The 22,604-nt window shown below is 58.6% G+C and carries 17 protein-coding genes; 14 read left to right on the top strand and 3 right to left on the bottom strand.

Annotation, left to right across the window (positions count from 1 at the left end; genetic code table 11):
- Positions 1 to 76: 76 nt before the first annotated feature.
- The gene (locus BEI65_RS17255) at positions 77 to 895 is read right to left on the bottom strand and encodes a siderophore-interacting protein (RefSeq protein WP_099064383.1); all 819 of its coding nucleotides are present in this window, start codon (positions 893 to 895) and stop codon (positions 77 to 79) included.
- Between the two features lie 338 nt (positions 896 to 1,233).
- Between BEI65_RS17255 and BEI65_RS17245 the strand changes: the two genes are divergently transcribed.
- Positions 1,234 to 1,929, top strand: coding sequence for a gamma-glutamylcyclotransferase (locus BEI65_RS17245; RefSeq protein ID WP_099064381.1), 696 nt, complete (start codon positions 1,234 to 1,236; stop codon positions 1,927 to 1,929).
- Positions 1,930 to 2,227: 298 nt separating this feature from the next.
- On the top strand, positions 2,228 to 3,181 hold the full coding sequence (gene cbl / locus BEI65_RS17240; protein WP_012145640.1) for an HTH-type transcriptional regulator Cbl: 954 nt from the start codon (positions 2,228 to 2,230) through the stop codon (positions 3,179 to 3,181).
- A 56-nt stretch (positions 3,182 to 3,237) separates the two neighbouring features.
- On the opposite strand, the gene BEI65_RS17235 is transcribed toward cbl, so the two are convergent.
- Both BEI65_RS17235 and BEI65_RS17230 read right to left on the bottom strand, forming a co-directional pair.
- Positions 3,238 to 3,438: a hypothetical protein gene (locus BEI65_RS17235; protein ID WP_099064380.1), complete on the bottom strand. Its 201-nt coding sequence runs from the start codon at positions 3,436 to 3,438 to the stop codon at positions 3,238 to 3,240.
- A gap of 50 nt (positions 3,439 to 3,488) precedes the next feature.
- The gene (locus tag BEI65_RS17230) at positions 3,489 to 4,091 is read right to left on the bottom strand and encodes a hypothetical protein (RefSeq protein WP_099064379.1); all 603 of its coding nucleotides are present in this window, start codon (positions 4,089 to 4,091) and stop codon (positions 3,489 to 3,491) included.
- A 284-nt stretch (positions 4,092 to 4,375) separates the two neighbouring features.
- Here BEI65_RS17230 and BEI65_RS17225 point away from each other — a divergent pair, with 284 nt between their 5' ends.
- From BEI65_RS17225 to BEI65_RS17170, 12 genes are all read left to right on the top strand, one after another.
- Positions 4,376 to 5,944 (top strand): ABC transporter substrate-binding protein, encoded by a 1,569-nt coding sequence (locus BEI65_RS17225; RefSeq protein ID WP_099064378.1) that lies wholly within the window; start codon positions 4,376 to 4,378, stop codon positions 5,942 to 5,944.
- Positions 5,944 to 6,996, top strand: a complete 1,053-nt coding sequence (locus tag BEI65_RS17220) for an ABC transporter permease (protein ID WP_099064377.1) — start codon at positions 5,944 to 5,946, stop codon at positions 6,994 to 6,996. The genes BEI65_RS17225 and BEI65_RS17220 overlap by 1 nt, the downstream gene beginning before the upstream one ends.
- A complete protein-coding gene (locus BEI65_RS17215; RefSeq protein WP_099064376.1) occupies positions 6,993 to 7,862 on the top strand; it encodes an ABC transporter permease in 870 nt (289 codons plus the stop codon). Before BEI65_RS17220 ends, BEI65_RS17215 begins: the two co-directional genes overlap by 4 nt.
- Entirely contained in the window at positions 7,852 to 8,688 is an 837-nt protein-coding gene (locus tag BEI65_RS17210) for an ABC transporter ATP-binding protein (protein ID WP_099064375.1), read from the top strand. Before BEI65_RS17215 ends, BEI65_RS17210 begins: the two co-directional genes overlap by 11 nt.
- Entirely contained in the window at positions 8,685 to 9,356 is a 672-nt protein-coding gene (locus BEI65_RS17205; RefSeq protein ID WP_099064374.1) for an ABC transporter ATP-binding protein, read from the top strand. Before BEI65_RS17210 ends, BEI65_RS17205 begins: the two co-directional genes overlap by 4 nt.
- A gap of 259 nt (positions 9,357 to 9,615) precedes the next feature.
- The gene (locus BEI65_RS17200) at positions 9,616 to 11,190 is read left to right on the top strand and encodes an ABC transporter substrate-binding protein (RefSeq protein ID WP_099064373.1); all 1,575 of its coding nucleotides are present in this window, start codon (positions 9,616 to 9,618) and stop codon (positions 11,188 to 11,190) included.
- Positions 11,191 to 11,247: 57 nt separating this feature from the next.
- The gene (locus tag BEI65_RS17195) at positions 11,248 to 12,528 is read left to right on the top strand and encodes a nitrate regulatory protein (RefSeq protein ID WP_099064372.1); all 1,281 of its coding nucleotides are present in this window, start codon (positions 11,248 to 11,250) and stop codon (positions 12,526 to 12,528) included.
- A gap of 304 nt (positions 12,529 to 12,832) precedes the next feature.
- Complete coding sequence (locus tag BEI65_RS17190) at positions 12,833 to 14,092, top strand: CmpA/NrtA family ABC transporter substrate-binding protein (RefSeq protein ID WP_099064371.1); 1,260 nt, start codon at positions 12,833 to 12,835, stop codon at positions 14,090 to 14,092.
- 8 nt (positions 14,093 to 14,100) lie between these two features.
- The gene (gene ntrB, locus BEI65_RS17185) at positions 14,101 to 14,997 is read left to right on the top strand and encodes a nitrate ABC transporter permease (RefSeq protein ID WP_085117311.1); all 897 of its coding nucleotides are present in this window, start codon (positions 14,101 to 14,103) and stop codon (positions 14,995 to 14,997) included.
- Positions 14,998 to 15,007: 10 nt separating this feature from the next.
- Complete coding sequence (locus BEI65_RS17180; protein ID WP_085117310.1) at positions 15,008 to 15,796, top strand: ABC transporter ATP-binding protein; 789 nt, start codon at positions 15,008 to 15,010, stop codon at positions 15,794 to 15,796.
- Between the two features lie 10 nt (positions 15,797 to 15,806).
- Positions 15,807 to 19,952, top strand: coding sequence for a nitrite reductase large subunit NirB (gene nirB, locus BEI65_RS17175; RefSeq protein WP_198404474.1), 4,146 nt, complete (start codon positions 15,807 to 15,809; stop codon positions 19,950 to 19,952).
- On the top strand, positions 19,949 to 22,600 hold the full coding sequence (locus tag BEI65_RS17170; protein WP_099064369.1) for a nitrate reductase: 2,652 nt from the start codon (positions 19,949 to 19,951) through the stop codon (positions 22,598 to 22,600). The genes nirB and BEI65_RS17170 overlap by 4 nt, the downstream gene beginning before the upstream one ends.
- The last annotated feature ends 4 nt before the right edge of the window (positions 22,601 to 22,604 follow it).

Below are 22,604 nucleotides of genomic sequence, written 5' to 3'. Positions count from 1 at the left end.
TTTGTTTTCTTCATTAACGGCATATAAATTGCAGTTTGCGAATCTATTCCTTGGTTAATAAAGGGAAAAATTCCTATCAGTCATCAATATTATCCATAATTTCATGCCGCTTATTATGGTAACCCTCTTCATTTAGCCCCTCACGCCAGTAAGGCACGGCATAAAGGCGATTACGCTCACATTGGCGATCGCGGCGCAGGTAGCGGCGCAGTTCTACCACCAGACGATCTTCACCGGCCAGCCAGTACTGGGTCTCGGCCTGCGGCTGCGGCAATGCACAAAACTGCGTGACTAGCTCTGCCGTTTTCTCGGTGCCGCCAATAATCCAGCTCAGTTCAAAACCCGCAGGTTTTTTCAGGTCGATCACATCGGCTGCACTATCAACCCGGATAAAGGCATGACCTTCGCTGCGTGCCGGTAGTGTTTCCAGCAACGCCGCCAAAGCGGGTAAAGAAGAAGGATCGCCGGCCAGGCAGTAGAAGTCAGCCTCTGGCAGCATAGGTTTCGGGCCACCGGGATTGCTGATGCCAATTTTATCGCCGGCTTTCGCCGCGCGAGCAAAGTCAACCGCCGGGCCGCTGTGGTCATGAATGGCGAATTCAATGTCGACTTCCGCCAGTTCCGGACGTACCGCACGGATGGAGTAGGTGCGAACAATGGGGCGTACCGCATCGGCTGCCCAGCGTGGGCCATTTTCGGTCAGCGTCGGCAGATCCGGCTGTGTCTGGCCTGCCAGCGGCAGGAAAACCTTAATGTGCGCGGCAGCAGCATTTGCCGGGTAATAGCGCAGGTCCGGCGCGGTGAAGGTGATACGACGCAGGTGCGGGGTAATATCGCGAAGGGCACTGACTGCAATCAGGTAGGGTGCGCGTGAGCGTGGGGCTTCGGTAGTCACGGGGTTCTCCTTATGTTCGTTTGGCGCTGAGTATATCACGCCATTTGATAATGAGAATTGTTTGCTGATCGTGGCAGACGTGCCCGGTCACCGCGACGAAGCAGGATGGCGATCGCTTAATGCTTAACTGAGGTATTTTACCCTTCGATATTATTGCTGCTGAGTACAAATACTTTTTCACTTTAAACATCGTCTGAAACTTGATTGCTCCCCGAGAAAAGAATAAGGTCATTATTATCGCGGAAAGGGTTATAGAATTAATAAAATTCCGTACTCAATAATAAAGTTGAACAGTGGCTAGGGAGTAGGAACGATCTTATTCCCGGGAGGTTGTTAAGGTGTTAACGCGAGATTTTCTGCAAAATGCGGATTGCAAAACAGCATTCGGCACCATTGAGGAGTCGCTGTTACTGACATCAGAGCAGCGTGCGGCCTCACTGGATTGTACTTTATCCCATCGGCCGGATAACAGCCCGGTGTGGGTTTTCGGCTACGGGTCACTGATGTGGAACCCGGTATTTGAATCCGAAGAGGTGAGACCGGCCACGTTGCAGGGCTGGCACCGCGCTTTCTGTTTGCGGCTGACCGCCGGGCGCGGCACCTTGCATCAGCCTGGGCGTATGTTAGCGCTGAAAGAGGGCGGAAGTACCACCGGGCTGGCGTTCCGCCTGCCGGAAGCCAAGCTGCGCGAAGAGCTGGAACTGCTGTGGAAACGTGAGATGCTGACCGGCTGTTATTTGCCGACCTGGTGCGATCTCACCCTGGCCGATGGCCAAGTGGTGACCGCGTTGGTGTTTGTGATGAACCCGCAGCATCCGCTGTTTGAAGAAGATACCAGCCACCAGGTGATCGCACCCTTGATCGCCAGTGCCAGTGGGCCACTGGGTACCAACGCTCAGTACCTGTTCTCACTGGATACCGAACTGAGAAACCAGGGTATGAAGGACGACTGCATTGGCGATTTGGTGTGCTATGTGCAGCAGTGGTTGCAGCAGAATACCTCCGGTCCTGTCGGTGGAGAGGCAACGGCCTGATCCCCGCACTGCGTTTTAATGAGGCTCAGCATGCTGAGCCTTTTTTCGTTTCATATATCTAATACCTATATTTAATAACTTTATTCTGCATGAGTATTTAATCCACAATTTACAGGTGGTTATTTATCTCATTAATATTAAAGGAATTGGTTATTTTAAGACTAAAAAACAGTTAATTCACAGCGGTGAAAAATTCACTTAGCATGAAAATGCATAACTAAAGGTTATTTCTTATTTGTCCCCTCACGCCAGACTCCGTATCACTGTGTTAACAATATTGTTCGACCGGGGGGAGTGGATGAACTTTCAACAATTAAAAATTATTCGGGAATCGGCGCGCTGCAACTACAACCTGACCGAGGTGGCCAACACTTTATTTACCTCGCAGTCGGGTGTCAGTCGTCATATTCGGGAACTGGAAGAAGAGCTGGGCATTGAGATATTTATCCGCCGCGGCAAGCGTTTATTAGGCATGACCGAGCCGGGCAAAGAGCTACTGGTGGTGGCGGAACGCATCCTGAATGATGCCAATAATATCCGCCGCCTGGCGGACGTATTCAGCAGCAACGACGCCGGTCAGTTGCATATCGCCACTACCCATACCCAGGCACGCTACAGCCTGCCGGGGGTGATTAAAGAGTTTCGCGCGTTGTATCCGCGGGTGAGGGTGGTACTGAATCAGGGCAGCCCCGAAGAAATCGTCGGCATGCTGGCTTCCGGTGAGGCCGATATCGGCATTGCCAGTGAGCGGTTGATGAGCGACGAGTCTCTGGCGGCGTTTCCTTATTACCGTTGGCACCACACCATACTGGTGCCGGAAGGGCATGAGTTGACCCGTCAGCCACAGGTAACGCTGGAAATGCTCAGTACTTTGCCCCTGATTACCTACCGGCAGGGCATTACCGGCCGGTCACGGTTGGATAGCGCTTTCAAAGCTGCCGGGTTAACGCCGGATATTGCCTTAAGTGCGCAGGATTCTGACGTGATTAAAACCTATGTTGAGCTGGGGTTGGGGGTGGGCGTGCTGGCGGATATGTCCTACGAGAAGGAACGCGACCACGGGTTGGTTAGCCTTAACGCCGAACACCTGTTCGAACCCAATACCGTGTGGTTAGGTTTGAAACGCAGTCAGTTACAACGTAACTATGCATGGCGATTTATCCAGCTCTGTAACCCAACGCTGTCGCTGACCGAAATCAAAGACAAAGTGTTCTCCTCACAGCTGGATACGGTGATCGATTACCAGATTTAATCGGAGGGAAGGTGGCTGGCAAGCAGGCCGGGCATGGTGCCCGGCGATAGGGAAAGTTAAAGCTGTTTTCTCAACAGTTTTCTAACCATACGGCGTTTGCTTTTTTGCACTGGGCCTATGAGTTCTAATATGGGGACTTCTTCAGGAGGCGGTGGATTCGCCATTTGCCAGCGAAGATGTTGCTGCAAAATTTCGATCATGATTTCTTTTTCTTCTTGAATAGTTAGCGTTGGGTCGTTCAGGTCCCTGTCCTTCATGTTGCTCTCCTTTTTGAACGTTATTTGTACACACCATATCACGCAAGGACTTAACGCTGAATTTTTTTAAAGCGGCTTAGGTATTTTCTCAATGAGATGAATTCCGTTGTGCAGTTCATAGTGCCGGGTATCACGGTGAATGAAGCTTGACGGGTATAAAGCTCGAGCAGGCGATTGTTGAGAACGTTACTGATCAGTATGTCGGGAAGCGTTGTAGATATCAGCCCTTGCCCACGCAGATTCACGCCATAAAAATAGAGGGTGTGCAGGCAGTGTTGCAGCATTTTGCCGCTTAGCGGATGTTTATCTGCACGTCTGGTAAAACTCTCCAGTGCGGCCAGTTCGATGACGTTTTCCACTTTGTGGTAGTAGCACGGGCAAAAGCCGACACGAGTCAACGGCGCAGCAATCCACCTGAAAACAAAAGCAAAGCTTCCTGTTTCGAGCGCTGTACTGTCATAAAATTTCAACAGTGAGCGCCAGTTGAGCGCATGACCATTTTTTCTGCCTTTTTGCCAGCGACGATCTTGTTCGGTCAATCGGCTAATGAAGAGCCCTGATTGGGCCAGCACGATGTTCATATCTTCAATGGTTTGTTGCACCGCCCGATTATGTGAGTTTTGACCGCCGTCCGCTGGCGTGCTTGTTTCCATTTGATAGCTCCCTGTAGCAATTAGCCGCAGACTAATTGCTGGCAAGGAAGGGTACAAAACGTTGTTTTCCCCATTGCGCAGCGCCACGCAAAAGAAGTCATTGGTGCTCAGGGTTACCCCAGCAACTGCGCACCCACACGCAAAAGTCCGTCTGCTTAATAATCAAAATCTCAGCTATAGACATAAAAAGAATATCTATAGTTATTTAAGTACCTTCGCCTGCCGATGGCTCTCACATACACTCGCGAAATTACTATAAATTCCATCCGCTTGGAGAGTTTTTGATGAAAGCGTTCGTTCCCTCTTTGGTATTTTTGGCCGTGGCGGCCAGTTTCAACGCGCAGGCGGCAACCCCGGCCAATACTTTGGTGATTGCCCAATCCATCGATGACGTGGTCAGCTTTGATCCGGCCCAGGGCTTTGAATTAACCACGGTGCAGTCATTCAACAGCCTGTACCAACGCCTGATCCAGTCAGATCCAAAAAATCCGATCGAACTTAAACCCACGTTGGCCAGTGAATGGCAGGCGGGCAGTGATAACCGCAGCCTGACTTTTACTCTGCGGCCAGACGCCAAATTCTCCAGCGGCAATCCACTGCGCCCGGAAGACGTGATCTTCTCGTTGTCGCGGGTGGTGAAGCTGAATCTTGAGCCGTCGTTTATCCTCACCCAACTGGGCTGGAACGCAAAAAATGTCGACCAATACCTGAGCAAGGTGGATGACCAGCGGGTCAAAATCAGCTGGAGCGAAAACGTCAGCCCGGCGTTTGTGCTTAGCCTGCTTTCGGCCCCGGTGTCCTCCATTGTCGATGCCAAAGAAGCATTGGCGCATCAGCAGGGTGATGACTTTGGCCACCAGTGGCTGAACAGCCATTCCGCCGGTAGCGGCCCGTATAAAATCCGCACCTATGTGCCGCATGAAGTGGTAGTGCTTGACGCCAACCCCGGTTCGCCAGAGGGTGCGCCAACGCTGAAAACTATCCTGATCAAAAACGTGCCGGATCCGGCCGCCCGCCGTCTGCTGATCGAGCAGGGCGACGCCGACATTGCGCGCAACCTTGGGGCAGACCAGATGGCCGCGCTGAAAGGCAAGCCGGGCGTCAAGCCGCTGGCCATTCCGTACGCCTCACTCTATTTCCTGCAGTTCAACGCCAAGGCGTCCCCGGCGCTGGGTAACCCGGCCTTCTGGGAAGCGGCGCGCTGGCTGTTCGACTATAAAGGCATTGCCGATGACCTGCTGAAAGGCCAGTTCCAGAACCATCAGGCATTCCTGCCAGAGGGTTACCTGGGGGCACTGAAAGACAAGCCTTACAGCTTTAACCCGGCCAAGGCTAAAGAAATTTTGGCCAAGGCCGGTCTGAAAGACGTCAGCTTTAAGCTGGAGGTCAACAACCAGCCGCCATACCTGGACATCGCACAGGCATTGCAGGCCAGCTTTGCTCAGGGCGGGGTGAAGGTGGATCTGGTGCCGGGCCTCAGTGCGCAGGTCTCCACCAAGGTCAAATCTCTCAACTATGATGCGGTCCTGACCTCCTGGGGGCCGGACTATTTTGACCCGAACACCAACGCCGCTGCCTTCGCCTATAACCCGGAAGACGGCAGTAAAACGCTGGCCTGGCGTGCCAACTGGCAGATACCGGCATTGAACAAACTGACGCTGGCGGCCACGGCGGAAAATGACACCGCCAAACGGGTTGCGGATTACCAACAGTTGCAGCAAGCCGTCCAGAAAAGCTCGCCGTTTGTGATTGGTCTGCAGGCGCGCAGCCTGATTGCGGTACGCGACAACCTGAAAGGCTACGAGCAGGGCATCAACCCTGACATGGTGTTCTACAGCAAGGTCAGCAAGTAATGATCAGTCGTACCTCTTCCGCCGGGTTAGCCCGGCGCAGTTGGCGCTGGGGCCGCAGGCTGTTTACCGGCCTGCTGTCATTGGCGCTGACGCTGCTTGGGTTGCTGCTGTTCACCTTTATGCTCTCGCATCTGGCACCGATCGATCCCACGCTGCAGATAGCCGGCGATCACGCCAGCGAAGCCACCTATGCCCAGGTGCGCCACGATCTGGGGTTGGATCAGCCCTTGCCGGTGCAGTTCTGGCGTTATCTGGTGCATCTGGCGCAAGGGGATATGGGTATCTCGCGGATTACCTCGCAGCCGGTGCTGAGCGATCTGCTGCGCACCTTCCCGGCCACGGTGGAGCTGGCGACCTGCGCGATTATCCTCGGAGCGGTCGGTGGCATTACCCTGGCGTTTCTGGCGGTGATCAAACCGGGCGGCTGGTTGGATAATGCGGCGCGTCTGCTGTCGCTGATCGGCTATTCGGTACCTATCTTCTGGCTCAGCCTATTGGGGCTGCTGCTGTTTTACGCCACGCTGCATTGGTCGGCGGGGCCGGGGCGGCTGGATGATATCTATCTGTACAGTATGGAACCGCGCAGCGGATTTATCCTGATCGACAGTTGGCTGTCCGGCGATCGTGAGATGTTCTACAACGCCATCAGCCACCTGTGGTTGCCGGTGGTGGCACTGGCGCTGCTGTCGATGGCGGGCATCACCCGCTTGCTGCGTGCGGCGATGCTGGAAGAGTGCAATAAAGAGTACGTCACCCTGGCGCGTTCCAAAGGGGCCAGCCGCACGCGTATTCTGGTGCGTCACGTATTCCCCAACGTGTTGGGCACGTTGATCACCGTACTGTCGCTGTCCTACGCCAGCCTGCTGGAGGGCGCGGTGCTGACTGAAACGGTGTTCGCCTGGCCGGGGGTGGGACGTTATCTGACCACCGCACTGTTTGCCGCCGATACGCCGGCCATTCTCGGCGCCACCTTGCTGATTGGCACCTGTTTTGTGGTGCTTAACGCGCTGGCCGATGCGCTGACCTATTTAGTGGACCCGCGAACCCGATGAGCCAATATCTTTCTGAACATGAACCCCAGAGCGAACCGGCTGCCGTTTATCGCCCACGCGGCAGGCTGACCACGCTGACGATTGGCGCGACGCTGGTGGCGATCCTGATCCTGACGGCGCTGCTGGCCCCGTGGCTGGCGCCTGTCGATCCCAATCTGCAGCATATCGAGTTGCGCCTGCTGCCGCCTGCTTCCGGCCATTGGCTGGGCACCGACGGCTTTGGCCGCGATCTGCTGTCACGGGTGATTTACGGCGCTCGCCCAACGCTGATCCTGGTGTCATTGATCTTGCTGCTGACCATCCCGATTGGCCTGCTGGTGGGCATTAGCGCCGGTTATCTCGGTGGCTGGGTCGAGCGTATTCTGATGCGCGTGACCGATATTTTTCTGTCGTTGCCCAGCCTGGTGATCGCACTGGCGTTTGTTGCGGTGCTGGGGCCGGGGTTGATGAACGGCGCGCTGGCGCTGGCGTTAACCAGTTGGCCTTCTTTTGCCCGACAGGCGCGGGCAGAAACCCTGGCGTTGCGCCGCAGTGACTATCTGGCCGCAGCGCGCATGCAAGGCATTGGTGGCCTGCGGCTGATGGCCGGGCATATTTTGCCGCTGTGCCTGCCCAGTGCCGTGGTGCGTGCCGCGCTGAGCCTCGGTGGCATCATCCTGTCCGCCGCCGGTTTGGGCTTTCTCGGCATGGGCGTGGCACCACCGACCGCCGAATGGGGCTCCATGGTGGCCGAGGGCAGCAAAGTGATATTTGACCAGTGGTGGGTCGCCGCAGTACCGGGTGGGGCGATCCTGTTCGCCAGCCTGGCCTTTAACCTGCTGGGCGATGGCCTGCGCGATAAAATGGATCCTCGTCATGGACATTGATAACAATTTATTGACCGTCGAACGGCTGTCGGTGGTATTGCCGGGTTCCCAGCCGCTGGTCAAAGACATTTCCTTCAGCATGGGGCAGGAACGGTTGGCGCTGGTGGGGGAATCCGGCTCCGGTAAATCCTTGACCGCGCGTGCCTTGATGGGTTTGCTGCCACCGCCGTTACAGTTGCAGGCGCAGCGTTTAACGCTGGGTGACGACGATCTGGCACGGCTGAATGAACGCCAGTGGAACCGCCTGCGCGGCAACAAAGTGGCGATGGTGATGCAGGATCCCAAGCATGCGCTGAACCCGACCCAGCCGATTGGCCGTCAGGTGGAAGAGCCGCTGTTGCTGCACACCCGCCTGGGCCGGGCAGAACGGCGGGAGAAGGTGCTGGATATGCTGGCGGCGGTAGGGCTGCCCGATCCGCAATCGCTGCGCCAACGTTACCCGCACCAGTTGTCTGGCGGCATGGGGCAACGGGTGATGCTGGCGATTGCGCTGATTAACGACCCGCAATTGTTGATTGCCGACGAACCCACGTCCGCGCTGGATCACCAGATGCGCGATCAGGTCCTGCAACTGATCGAAAATTTGGTTGAACAACGCAATATGGGCCTGATTTTGATCAGCCACGACCTGCAGCAGGTGGCGCACTATTGTGAGCGGGTGCTGGTGATGTACAAAGGCGAACTGCTGGATCAGTTGCCCGCCGATCGCCTGGCCTCTGCCACCCATCCTTACACCCGCACGCTGTGGTCGTGTCGGCCAAGCCGAGAGACCCGGGGTAAACCCTTGCCGGTGTTGGATCGTGCGCTGCTGGAGTCACTGAAATGAGCCTGATTACTCTGGACAATCTCAGCGTCAGCCATCGGCAGGGCTATGACGTGCGCACCGTAGTGCATGAGGTTAATCTGCATATCGAACCGGGTGAATGTTTCGGGCTGGTCGGCCCTTCCGGCTGCGGTAAATCCTCGCTGCTGTGGGTGTTGGCCGGGCTGAATGAAAGCTGGAGCGGCGGTTTCAACCTGCTGGGTCGCGATCTGCAGCCGGGGCGTCCGTTCACCGGCACGCTGCGACGTGAGGTGCAGATGGTATTTCAGGATCCCTATGCCTCGCTGCACCCCAAACACCGGTTGTTGCGCACCCTGGCGGAGCCGCTGAAATTACTGAAAGAGAGCGGAATCGAGCAAAAAATCAGCGCCGGTTTTCGTCAGGTGGGGTTGGATCCGCGCTTGTTGGATCGTTACCCGCACCAGCTTTCCGGCGGCCAGCGTCAGCGGGTGGCGATAGTACGAGCACTGCTGTTAAAACCCAAACTGCTGTTGCTGGACGAACCCACCTCGGCGCTGGACATGTCGGTGCAGGCGGAGATCCTCAACCTGCTCAACGAGCTGAAACAGGCGGGTGACCTGACAATGATCCTGGTCAGCCACGACGCTGATGTGATCGACCACATGTGCGATCGCTCGGTGGCGATGGCGCACGGCCGTTTGGTGAACTGAATATACCCGCCGCTAACCCGGCGGGTATAACCCTGCATACTTGAAGCCGCATCTATGTTGGCTGTATTCACTCACCCTAATCACTTACTCGGGTAAGCTCATCGGGATTCATTCACTTGCCGCCTTGATGCGACACCAATTATTTTGGGTTAATATTCATCTGCGTAATAAATAAAGCAATTTTTAGTCGTTCTTCTGCTAAGCCGCTGCCTCTACACTCGAAAAATAACGCATCCGCGTGATCCTGGAGAGTGCATCGATGAAACGGCTAATCCCCACCTTATTGTTCAGCGCCCTGGCGGCGAGCTTTGGCACGCAGGCGGCCACCCCGAAAGACACGCTGGTGGTGGTCAGTTCGCTGGAAGGCATCATCAGTCTGGATCCGGCCGAAAGCTTTGAAACCGTCAGCTCGGCCAACCTGGTCAACCTGTATCAGCGGTTACTGACGCCGGATCGCAGTACGCCGGAAAAACTGGCCCCGGAGTTGGCAAGCCGCTGGCAGGCGGGGGCGGACGGTCGCAGCCTGATTTTTACCCTGAAGGCTGACCAGCGCTTTGCTTCCGGCAATCCGGTACGGCCGGAAGATGTGATCTTCTCGCTGGTGCGGGCGGTGAAACTGAACAAGGCGCCGTCGTTTATTCTTGGTGAGTTCGGCTGGACGCCGGAAAACGTCGAGGGTCAATTGAAGAAGCTGGGCGATAATCAGGTGCAGTTAAGCTGGTCGGCCAATATCGGCAGTGGGCTGGCATTGCGGCTGTTGACCGCGCCGGTCGCCTCGATCGTCGATGAAAAGCTGCTGACTGAGCACAGTCAACAGGGGGATTTCGGTAACGCCTGGCTGCGTTCTAATTCTGCCGGTGCCGGGCCTTATCGCGTCAGCAACTATGTCCCGCATGAGGCGCTGCTGTTCAGTCGGAACGACTATGCCCAACCGCAGGCGAAGTTGAAAACGGTGCTGCTGAAGAACGTCAGCGATGCCGGAACCCGCCGCCTGTTACTGCTGAAAGGGGACGCCGACGTGGCTTACGATTTGGGCGCTGATCAGTTCAATTCGCTGCGTAAAGAGCCGGGTGTCAGGATAGAGCAGCAGGACTCGTCCAAAGTCTATTACCTCGGTTTCAACACCGGGAGCAAGCAGGTCCCTACGTTGAGTAACCCGGCATTGTGGCAGGCGGCGCGCTGGCTGGTGGACTACCAATCCATTGCCGACAACCTGCTGAAGGGCCAGTACCGCGTCCATCAGGCGTTTCTGCCGCTGGGGCTGGACGGGGCGATCGACAACCAACCGTTCAAGCTCGACGTGGCCAAGGCCAAACAGATTTTGCATGACGCCGGTATTGCCGAAGGCACGCGCATTGATCTGATCGTCATCAACCAGCCGCCGTATACCGATATCGCCCAGGCGCTGCAGGCCAGCTTTGCCAAGGCCGGTTTGCAACTGGATATTCATCCGGTGGTAGAAAGCGACCTGTGGGGCAAAATGCGCAGCCGCGATTTCCAGGCCATTTTCACCTATTGGGGAGCGGACTATCTGGATCCGAACACCAACGCCAGCGCCTTTGCCTACAATGTGCCCGACGGGCCGAAAACCCTGGCCTGGCGCACCCAGTGGACTATCCCGGCGCTGAGTGCGGAAACCCGCGCAGCGGCGGCGGAAGGTGACGGGGCAAAGCGCGCCGCGCACTACGCCAGCTTACAGCGCGAATTGCAGACCAGCTCTCCCTACGTCGTGGCATTGCAGGGACAAACGCTGGTGGCACTGCGTGACAACGTTAAAGACGCCAAGGTGGATATCGCCAACAGCATGCTGTATCTGGATCGCGTGAGTAAGTAACCCAGCACGGCACGGCTTTTGCAGGATCGGTTTATTTAGCCCACTGGGGATCTTGTCATGAGCCGTAACCACACTTTCCCGCCCAGTGCCGGCGATTTTTTGCTGGCCTCCAAACGTTGTGAAATCACCGTATTGCAACAACTGTTGCAGATGGGGCAGTTGGTTGGCCGGGTCAGCCAACTGATCCACGTGCTCCAGCGGGAACGCGGTACCGTCAATATTTACCTGTGTTCACAGGGAGCGTTGTTTGGCGAGCGGTTGGCCGGGCGGGCGCAGGAAGTGGAGCAGGCTGAGCTGGCGGTGCAGCGGCAGTTGATGCAGTTGGATGACAGCACTGCGCCCCTGGCCAGCGCCAGTCGTCTGTTCAGCCGCATTGCCGGCGCGCTGCATCATCTTACCGCCTTGCCTGAATTGCGCCGCCAGGTGCAGCAAAGGCAAGTTCTGCAGCCTGCGGCCATGGGCACCTTCAATGACATCATTCACAGCCTGCTGGCGCTGGTATTTGAAGCGGCGGATGCCTGTGCAGAACCCATCACGGCACGTGCGTTGATCGCCATGTTCAGCTTTATGCAGGGCAAGGAGCTGGCCGGGCAGGAACGGGCAATCGGTTCGGCCGGTTTTGCCGCCATGCGGTTTGGCGAATCGGCACACCAACAGTTACTGATGCTGATCGAAGGGCAGGAGCGTTGCTTTGCCACCTTCAGCGAGTTTGCCGATGAAGCTTCTCTGGCCCAGTGGCGGCACATGCAGCAGCAGGATGACCGCGAGTTTGAACGCCTGCGGCGTATTGCCTGTACCCAATTGCAACTGAATGATAAAGCCGACACCAGCCTGCGCTGGTTCGAGATCACCAGTGCGCGTATCGATCTGATGAAACATATTGAAGACCGGCTGGAGGAGGCACTGATGACCAGTTGCCGCCACAGTCTGGCGCAGGCCCAGCGCGCGCTGGCGGTGGACTGCGCCGATTACGCGCCGCAGCCGATGCAAGAAAGTTACGCGGTTTTCGTGGCGGCACCCTTGGGGGATGCATCGGCGCTGGCGGGGGACGGTATCCATCCGCGGTTGGGCCGCTCGATGCTGGAGTTGATTCAGCAGCAGTCGCAACGGCTACAGGTGTTATCGGAGGAACTGGCGACGGCGCGGGCAACGCTGAATGAACGCAAGCAGATTGAACGCGCCAAAGGCCTGCTGATCCAGCATCGCGGCTTGACCGAGGAGGCGGCCCATCGTTTGCTGCTGAAGATGGCGATGAACCAGAACCAGCGTCTGATTGATATCGCCAACGCCATGCTGGCGGTCGCGGATATTCTGCCACCCAGCGGTAATACTCCCTAAGGGGTATATGCACACCGTCAGTGCAGTTACTGCCTTGCGATCGTGCAAAAGGGACGAATACATTTGCCCTGAATCATGCGGGCGCAGCATGCAGCGCCCCTACGGCCCGTATAACTATGAATGGGGGTATGTGAAGTTATAGAATTGGCACGTAGGTTGCATTACTAAAACGTAACCTGGCCAATGGCGGTCGGTTGCCAACAAGATTTTGGATAAAGGCGTCCTTTCAGCATGTTCACCCCAACGGTGGAATGTGCTGATGGGACGCCTTTTTTATTTTATCGCCTGATTGAAGGACTTGCCGATGACGCACACCAAACTCCCCGGGCTTAGCCTGACGCGCCGCCGCTTTTTGGCCGGTAGCGCGGCGCTGGGCGGCAGCATGATGTTGCCCGGCCTGATGAACGCCGCCTGGGCGGCAGGCTCTGACGCACCGGAGAAAAAAGAGATCCGCGTGGGCTTTATTCCACTTACCGACTGCGCTTCGGTGGTAATGGCGGCGGTGAAACAGTTCGATCAGAAGTACGGCATCAAAATTATCCCCAGCAAGGAGGCCAGTTGGGCGGCGGTGCGCGACAAGCTGTTGTCCGGGGAACTGGATGCGGCCCATGTGCTGTACGGCATGGTGTATGGCCTGCAGCTGGGTGTTGCCGGGCCGCAGCAGGATATGGCGGTGTTGATGACACTCAACAACAACGGCCAGGCGATCACGCTCTCCAACCAGTTAAAACAGGCCGGTGTCACCGATGCGGCCAGCTTGAAAAAAACCGTCGATGCCAGCGCCAAGGGCACTTACACCTTCGCCCAAACCTTCCCGACCGGTACCCACGCCATGTGGCTGTACTACTGGTTGGCCAACGCCGGTATTCACCCGTTTGACGACGTGCGCAACGTAGTGGTGCCGCCGCCGCAGATGGTGATGAACATGAAAATCGGCAACATGAGCGGTTTTTGCGTGGGTGAGCCGTGGAACCAACGTGCGATTGCCGAGGATATTGGTTTTACCGCCGTCACCAGCCAGGAAATTTGGCCCGATCACCCGGAAAAGGTGCTGGGCACCACCGGAAACTGGGTCGCGGCCAACCCCAACAGCGCCCGTGCGCTGACCGCTGCGGTACTGGACGCCGCGCGCTGGATCGACAGTTCGGACGCCAACCGCCAGGAAACCGCCCAGGTGGTGGCGGGGCGCGCCTATATCAATACCAAACCAGAGATCATCACCGGCCGCATGCTCGGCCAGTACCAGGACGGTCTGGGCAAGTCATGGCAGGACGCGCATGCGATGCGCTTTTTCCACGATGGCGAAGTGAGCTACCCCTACCTGTCCGATGGCATGTGGTTCCTGACCCAGCATCGCCGCTGGGGCCTGTTGAACGCCGAACCGGACTACCTGGCCGTCGCGAAGAAAATCAACCGAACCGAAATCTATAAGCAGGCGGCCAGCGCGGTAGGCGGAGTGAACTTGCCTACCGGCGATATGCGCACCAGCACGCTGTTGGACGGCAAGCGCTGGGACGGCAGTAATCCGGCGGAATACGCCAACAGTTTCTCTTTAAAGCGCTGAGGTAACCGATGAAAAATCTCGCTGAACGGATCGATATTCCTGCGTCACCCGGTGTAGAAGTCAGTGCGGAAATCGTGCCGCTAAAGCGCCCGCACAAGCCGCAGCCGCAGCGCAAACCTCGTTGGGGCTTGCTGCTGCAACAGGGCTTCCGCCGGGGCGTGCCCGCGGTGCTGGGGCTGGTGCTGACCCTGGTGGTCTGGCAGATAGCGGCGCTTAACAGCAAGGGGTTCCCAACGCCATGGGCGACCTGGCAGGCGGCGCTGGTGCTGTTTGCCGACCCGTTTTATTCCGCCGGGCCGAATGATCAGGGCATTGGCTGGAACGTACTGGCCTCGCTGCAGCGTGTGGCGACCGGTTTTGGCCTGGCGGCGCTGGTCGGCATTCCGGCCGGTTTCCTGCTGGGGCGCTTTGCGTTTCTGGCCAACATGCTCAACCCGATCATTTCTTTGCTGCGCCCGGTCAGCCCGCTGGCCTGGCTGCCGATTGGCCTGCTGCTGTTTCAGCGTGCAGAACCGGCGTCAACCTGGACCATTTTCATCTGTTCAATCTGGCCGATGATCCTTAATACCGCCGAGGGCGTCACGCGTATTCCGCAGGATTACCTCAACGTGGCGCGGGTGCTCAAGCTGTCGGAGTGGACAGTGATGCGCAAGATCCTGTTCCCGGCGGTGCTGCCTTATGTGTTGACCGGTGTGCGCCTGTCGATCGGCATCGCCTGGCTGGTGATCGTCGCGGCGGAAATGCTGACCGGCGGCGTCGGCATCGGTTTTTGGATCTGGAATGAGTGGAACAACCTCAACGTCGAAAACATCATTATCGCCATCATCGTGATCGGCGTGGTCGGGCTGCTGCTCGAGCAGGGACTGATGTTACTGGCAAAACGTTTTAGCTATCAGAACCGCTAAGGAGCGCGCCATGAAACCGATTATTCAGGTCCAGAACGTCAGCCAGCGCTTTGCCACCCCGCAGGGGGAGTTTATCGCGCTGGATCGGGTGAGCTTTGATATTCAGGCCGGGGAAACCCTCAGCCTGATCGGCCACTCCGGCTGCGGCAAATCAACGCTGCTGAATTTGATCGCCGGGCTCACGCTGCCCAGCGACGGCGTATTGCTGTGCGACAACCGGCAAATTACCGGGCCGGGCCCGGAGCGCGGCGTGGTGTTCCAGAACCATTCACTGCTGCCGTGGCTGACCACTTACGAGAATGTGGCGCTGGCGGTGCATCAGGTTTTCCGCCACGAGATGACGCGCAGCGAAATGCGCGACTGGATCGAACATAACCTGGCGCTGGTGCACATGAGCCATGCGCTCGACAAACGGCCACATGAAATCTCCGGCGGCATGAAACAACGGGTTGGTATCGCTCGCGCATTGGCGATGAAACCCAAAGTTCTACTGATGGATGAACCCTTCGGCGCTCTGGACGCGCTGACCCGCGCACATCTGCAGGATGCGGTGATGGAAATCCAGCAGCGGCTGCACACCACCATAGTGCTGATTACCCACGACGTCGACGAAGCGGTGCTGCTGTCCGATCGGGTGCTGATGATGACCAACGGCCCGTCGGCCACCGTCGGTGAAATTCTGCCGGTGGCGCTGCCGCGTCCGCGTTCACGAGTGGCGCTGGCGGATGATCCGGAATATCACCATTACCGTCGGCAGGTGCTGAAGTTCCTGTATGAGAAGCACGCGAAAGCGGCATGAGAGCCGGATGATGGACAAACCCAAACTGGTGGTGATTGGTAACGGCATGGCCGGTATGCGGCTGGTAGAAACCCTGTGTCGGCTGGCGCCAGAGCGCTATGCCATCACGGTGATTGGCGAAGAGCCGCGCGGCAACTACAACCGTATTCTGCTGTCGCCGGTACTGGCGGGGGACAAAGCGTTCAGCGATACCCTGCTGCACGACTATGACTGGTATCGGCAGCAGGGGGTGCAGCTGCTGGCCGGGGAACCGGCGCTGGCGGTGGACAGGCAACAAAAGCGGGTGATCACCGCGCGGCATCAACTGCCTTATGACCTGCTGGTATTTGCCACCGGTTCGCGCCCGCTGCGACCCGTACTGCCGGGTGGGGGATTGGACGGCATTTATGGCTTTCGCACCCTGGACGATGTTGAAGCGATGCTCGGCCGCTGCCGGCCAGCCCAACCGGCGCTGGTGGTGGGCGGTGGTGTCCTGGGGATTGAGGCGGCGGCGGCACTGGCGCAGCGCGGTATGAACGTCACCGTGGTGCACCGGGGCGAGCATTTGATGGAACGGCAGTTGGACGCTCGAGCAGGGCGGATGTTGCAGCAGAACCTGTTGCAGCGCGGTATCGAATGCCGGTTGAACTGCGAAGTCAGCCGCTTTCAGGGAACCGAACGGGTCAGCGCGGTCACCCTGAGTCACGGCGAGTTATTGGCCTGTGAACTGGCAGTGATCGCCATCGGAGTGCGGCCCGAAATTAGCCTGGCGCAGGCCGCCGGACTGGTCTGCGAGCGCGGCATTATGATCGACGACCGCATGCAAACGGACGATCCGGCAGTGTTCGCCATCGGTGAGTGTGCTCAGTTTGGTGAGACCACGGTGGGTCTGGTGGCACCCTGCTGGCAACAGGCCGGACTGTTGGCGCAGCGGCTGAGCGGGGAACCGGTGGCGGGTTACCGGCCAGCGCCGTTGCATACCCGCCTGAAGGTCAGTGGCGTTGAAGTATTCAGCGCCGGCGAAATGGTTGCCGACGGACAAACCGAGATCCATCACGCCGAAGATCCTCAGGCACAGCACTACCGCCGCCTGCTGGTGCGCGACGGCAAATTACAGGGCGTGGTGCTGTATGGCGACGCTCAGGACAGCCCTTTTTATCTGCAGCAGCTTGGCCTGCCGGTTTCACAGCCGGATACCTTGCTGTTTGGCAGTAGCGAACCCGGGACGCCAGCGGCGTCTGATGAGAGGAATTCTGATATGCACAAGCCCGTTTTGTTGGTCGCCGGTCACGGCATGGTCGGTCATCACTTGTTGGAACAACTGGTCGCCCGCGAACTGCACTTGCAGTATCACATTGTGGTGTTTGGCGAAGAGCCGGTGGCGGCCTACGACCGGGTGCATCTGTCCGAGTTTTTCTCCGGCCGCAGTGCGGATTCGCTGTCGATGGTAGAGGCGGGCTTTTTCGACCGTAGCGGCATAGAGCTGCGGTTGGGGCAGGCGGTGTGCGCTATCGATCGCCAGCGCAAATGTGTGATCGATGCCGAGGGGCGAGAAACGGCCTATGACCAACTGGTGCTGGCGACCGGCTCTTATCCGTTTGTACCGCCGATCCCGGGTAACGATCGCCCGGGCTGTCTGGTTTACCGCACGCTCGACGATCTGGCCGCGATAGCCGATTGCGCCAAAACCGCCCGCGTCGGGGTGGTGGTCGGTGGTGGCCTGCTGGGGCTGGAGGCCGCCAATGCCTTGCGTCAGCTTGGGCTGAACACCCATGTCGTGGAATTTGCGCCACGGCTGATGGGGGTGCAACTGGACGACGGTGGCGCGACCATGCTGCACAAAAAAATCGAGGCGCTCGGTGTCAGCGTGCATACCGGTAAGCAAACTCAGGCGATTACCGAGGGTTCGTTACACCGTCACTGTATGAACTTTGCCGATGGTGAGCGCTTAGAAGCTGATTTAATTCTGTTTTCTGCCGGTATCCGCCCACGAGACCAGCTTGCCCGCGAGGCCGGACTGGAGGTGGGGGCACGCGGCGGCATCGTGATCGACAGCCAGTGTCGCACCAGCGATGAGGCGATTTATGCCATTGGCGAGTGCGCCTTGTGGAACGGACAAATCTTCGGGCTGGTGGCTCCCGGCTACCAGATGGCGCGTACCCTGGCCGATCGGCTGGCCGGCAAGGAAACGGTGTTCTGTGGTGCAGATATGAGCACCAAACTCAAACTGTTGGGCGTGGAAGTGGCGTCGCTCGGTGATGCTCATGGCCATACTCCCGACAGCCAAAGTTACAGCTGGGTCGACGGCCCGGCACAGGTGTATAAAAAGCTGGTGATCGACGCCGAAGGCAAGCGGTTATTGGGCGCGGTACTGGTGGGCGACAGCGCTGAATACAGCACGCTGCAGCAGATGATGCTCAACGATATGCCGCTGCCCGCGATGCCGGAGAGTCTGATTTTACCTGCGACGGCCGGATCAGCACCGAAAGCCTTGGGGGTCTCGGCCTTGCCGGCCACGGCGCAGATCTGCTCCTGTCATAACGTTAGCAAAGGTGATATCAGCGCCGCGGTGGAACAAGGCTGCGGCGATTTGGCGGCGGTCAAGGCCTGCACCAAAGCGGGCACCGGCTGTGGCGGCTGCGCGGCATTGGTCAAACAGCTGATGGAGCACGAACTGCAGCAACGCGGTGTGGTAGTGAAAAAAGACGTTTGCGAGCATTTCGCCTATTCACGTCAGGAGCTGTATCACCTGGTACGCGTCGGCAACATCCGCACCTTTGACGAACTGCTGTCTCGACACGGTCATGGGCGTGGTTGTGAGGTGTGCAAACCGCTGGCGGGGTCGATCCTGGCTTCGTGCTGGAACGAATACCTGCTCAAACCGCAGCACCTGCCGCTGCAAGACACTAACGATCGCTTTTTCGCCAATATCCAGAAAGACGGCACCTATTCGGTGGTCCCACGGGTACCGGCCGGTGAAATCACCCCGGCGGGGTTGATCGCCATCGGCCAAATTGCCCAGCGCTATCAGCTCTACACCAAGATTACCGGTGGTCAGCGGATTGACCTGTTTGGCGCCCGGCTGGAGCAATTGCCGGAGATTTGGCAGCAATTGGTCGACGCCGGATTTGAAACCGGGCATGCCTACGGCAAGTCGCTGCGCACGGTGAAATCTTGCGTTGGCTCCAGCTGGTGCCGCTATGGCGTGCAGGATTCTACCTCGTTGGCTATCGAACTGGAGCACCGTTACAAGGGGCTGCGCTCGCCGCACAAAATCAAGATGGCGGTCTCCGGTTGCACGCGAGAGTGCGCAGAGGCGCAGAGCAAAGACGTTGGGGTGATCGCCACCGAGAAAGGCTGGAACCTCTATCTGTGTGGTAACGGCGGCATGAAACCGCGCCATGCGGACCTGTTTGCCAGCGATCTCGATACCGCCACGCTGATCCGCACGGTCGATCGCTTCCTGATGTTCTACATCCGCACCGCCGATCGCCTGCAACGCACCAGCACCTGGATGGACAACCTGGAAGGTGGGCTGGACTACCTGCGTGAAGTGGTTTTGCAAGACAGTCTGGGCATCGGCGTCGAATTGGACGCAGAGATGGCAAGGGTAGTCAGCCACTACCAATGCGAATGGCAGACCACGCTCGCCAGCCCGGATCGCCTGAAACTGTTCCGTCCGTTTGTTAACAGCGAACAGCCGGATGAGGCGATCGTCTGGCAGGCGGAACGCGGACAACGCCGCCCGGCGATGGGTGTGGAGCGGGGCCAGGTGATCGAGGTACAACCGGCGAAGGCTGTCGGGGAACAGTGGCTGGATGTCTGTGCGCTGGCGGAGATCCCGGCCAACGTCGGCATGGCTGCCCGGCTGGGGCAGCGGCAAATTGCGCTGTTCCATCTGCCGGACAGCGGCGTTTATGCGTTGGCTAACCAGGAACCGGACAGCGACGCCAACGTGCTGGCGCGTGGGTTGCTGGGGGACGTAGCGGGCGAACCCGTGGTGATTTCCCCGTTGTACAAGCAGCGTTTCCGCCTGAGTGACGGTATCTGTGTGGATAATGCAGAGCGTGCTGTCACCGTCTGGCCGGTGCGGGTCGAGGAAGGCCGCGTGTGGGTGCGCAGTACACCGCTGGCGGTGCAGGCTGAACTGCCGGAAACGGCGGAAGTGACGTCATGACCGCCACGCATTGCACCACCTGCCCGTATTGCGGCGTGGGCTGTGGCGTAGCCATTGAGCAGCAGGGTCATGGCGAACTGACGGTCAGCGGCGATGTAGCGCACCCGGCCAACCAGGGGCGACTGTGCGTCAAAGGCAGCGCACTGGGTGAAACACTGGATCTGACCGGCCGCTTATTGCAGCCGCAGGTCGATGGCCAGCCGGTCGCCTGGGATCAGGCGCTCGGCCAGGTGGCGCAGCGCTTTAATCAGATTATTGAACAACATGGCCCGCAGGCAGTGGCGTTTTATGCCTCCGGCCAGCTGCTGACCGAAGACTATTATGTGGCTAACAAACTGATGAAGGGATTTATCGGTGCGGCCAATATCGACACCAACTCGCGGCTGTGTATGGCGTCTGCGGTGGTTGGCTACAAGCGGGCATTCGGCGGCGATGTGGTGCCTTGCTGTTATGAAGATATCGAACAGGCTGATCTGGTGATACTGACCGGGTCCAACACCGCCTGGGCGCATCCGGTGGTCTATCAACGGCTGGTGAAAGCCCGTCAGCAGCGCCCGCAGATGCGGGTGGTGGTGATCGACCCGCGTGAGACGGCAACCTGCGATATTGCCGATTTGCATCTGCCGCTACGGCCCGGCAGTGACGCGGCGTTGTTTACCGGTGGGTTGCACTGGCTGGCCGAACAGCAAGGGCTGGATACCGCCTTTTTGCAACAGCATGCCAGTGGCGCAGAGGCCACGTTGGCCGCGGCGGCAGAATGGACGCCGCAGCGGGTGGCGGAGTTTTGCGGGCTGCCGCTGAGTGCGGTGCTGACGTTTTTCCAGCTGCTGACCGCGTCCCACAACTGGGTCACGCTCTATTCGATGGGTATTAACCAGTCGGCCAGCGGTGCGGATAAATGCAATGCGATTATCAATCTGCACCTGGCGGGGGGACGTATTGGTCGGGCAGGCAGCGGCCCGTTTTCGATTACCGGCCAACCCAATGCCATGGGCGGGCGGGAGGTCGGTGGGCTAGCCAATCAACTGGCGGCGCATATGGGGTTCAACCCCGAGGATATCGACCGGGTTCAGCGTTTTTGGCAATCGCCGCGCATCGCCAGGCAACCAGGGCTGAATGCGGTGGATCTGTTCCAGGCGATCGCCGCCGGGCAGGTAAAAGCGGTGTGGATTATGGGAACTAACCCGGTGGTCTCGCTGCCGGATGCCGATACGGTGCGCCAGGCGCTAAAACAGTGCCCGCTGGTGGTGGTGTCCGAAGTGATGGCCATGACCGATACCGCCGAACTGGCGCATATTCGCCTGCCGGCGTTGGCCTGGGGGGAGAAGCAGGGCAGCGTGACCAACTCCGAGCGCTGTATTTCGCGCCAGCGCGCCTTTCTGCCGGCACCGGGGCAAGCCCGCGCCGATTGGTGGATCCTCAGTCAGGTTGCGCAACGTATGGGTCATGGTGCGGCGTTTGATTACCAACATCCTTCGGAAATTTTCAGCGAACACGCGGCCCTGTCCGGATTTGAAAATAACGGAACGCGCGCGTTCGACATCGGCCAACTGGCGGGTCTGAATAGACAGCAATGGTTGCAGATGGCCCCGGTGCAGTGGCCGGTGAATGCGCGGCATCCTGCGGGGTGTCGGCGCATGTTTGCCGATGGGCGTTTTTTCCATCCTGATGGCAAGGCGCGACTACTGCCGGTGACGCCACGCCTGCCGCAGAATGCGGTTTCGCCACGTTATCCACTGGTGCTGAACACCGGTCGTATCCGCGATCAATGGCACACCATGACGCGCACCGGCAAAGCGGCACGGTTGATGCGTCATTTGAGCGAACCTTTTTGCGAAATACACCCACAGGATGCTGCCGAACTGGGGATCGTCGACAGCAGTCTGGTACGACTCAGTTCGCCCCACGGCTGGATGCTGGCACGCGCACAGTGCAACCCGGGGCAACGGCGCGGCAGTGTGTTCGTACCGATGCACTGGAACGGTCAATTTACCGCTCAGGGCCGGGTAGACAGCCTGATCCCGCCGGTGGTGGATGCCGACTCCGGCCAGCCGGAAAGCAAACATGCGCCGGTACGGGTCAGCCATTGGCCGGTGAGCTGGCAGGCGGAGATTTTTATCCGTGCCGACGTCGCCGCCCCCAGGGGAATTTACTGGAGCCGGGTCGCGCAGGACGGCCTGACTCACTACATTATGGCCGGGCAGCGGCCGGTTGAAGACTGGCAGGCCTGGCTACAGCGGCATTTCTCGCTGGAGGGCATGACGCTGCAAACGGCACAGTTGGCCCAGCGCGGTCTGCACCTGATTGGCTGGCGACAGGGCGAGGTGCAACTGGCGTTTTATGTTCGCCAGCAGGCCCCGCAGCTAGACCGTCCGGCGATCCTCAGCGCCTTTGAGCTGGCCCCCAGCGGTGGGCCACAACGGCTGGCGCTGCTGGCAGGGCGCGGTGCGTCGGGGCAGTTAGCGGCAGGCACCACGATTTGCAGCTGTTTCGGCGTAGGCGAGAACCGCATCATTGCGGCCATCCAGCAGGGTTGCCACAGCGCAGAGGCATTGGGTGCCCGTCTGCAATGCGGCACCAACTGCGGTTCCTGCCTGCCGGAGCTAAAAAAACTGATTCAACAGCATGCATCCCAACGGGTGGCCTAGCAGA

It is taken from the genome of Serratia sp. BW106, assembly GCF_002607755.1.
GTDB classification, from domain to species: Bacteria; Pseudomonadota; Gammaproteobacteria; order Enterobacterales; family Enterobacteriaceae; genus Serratia; species Serratia proteamaculans.
The sequence above is the reverse complement of the archived record's forward strand: the minus strand, read 5'-3'. Positions and strand labels throughout refer to the sequence as shown.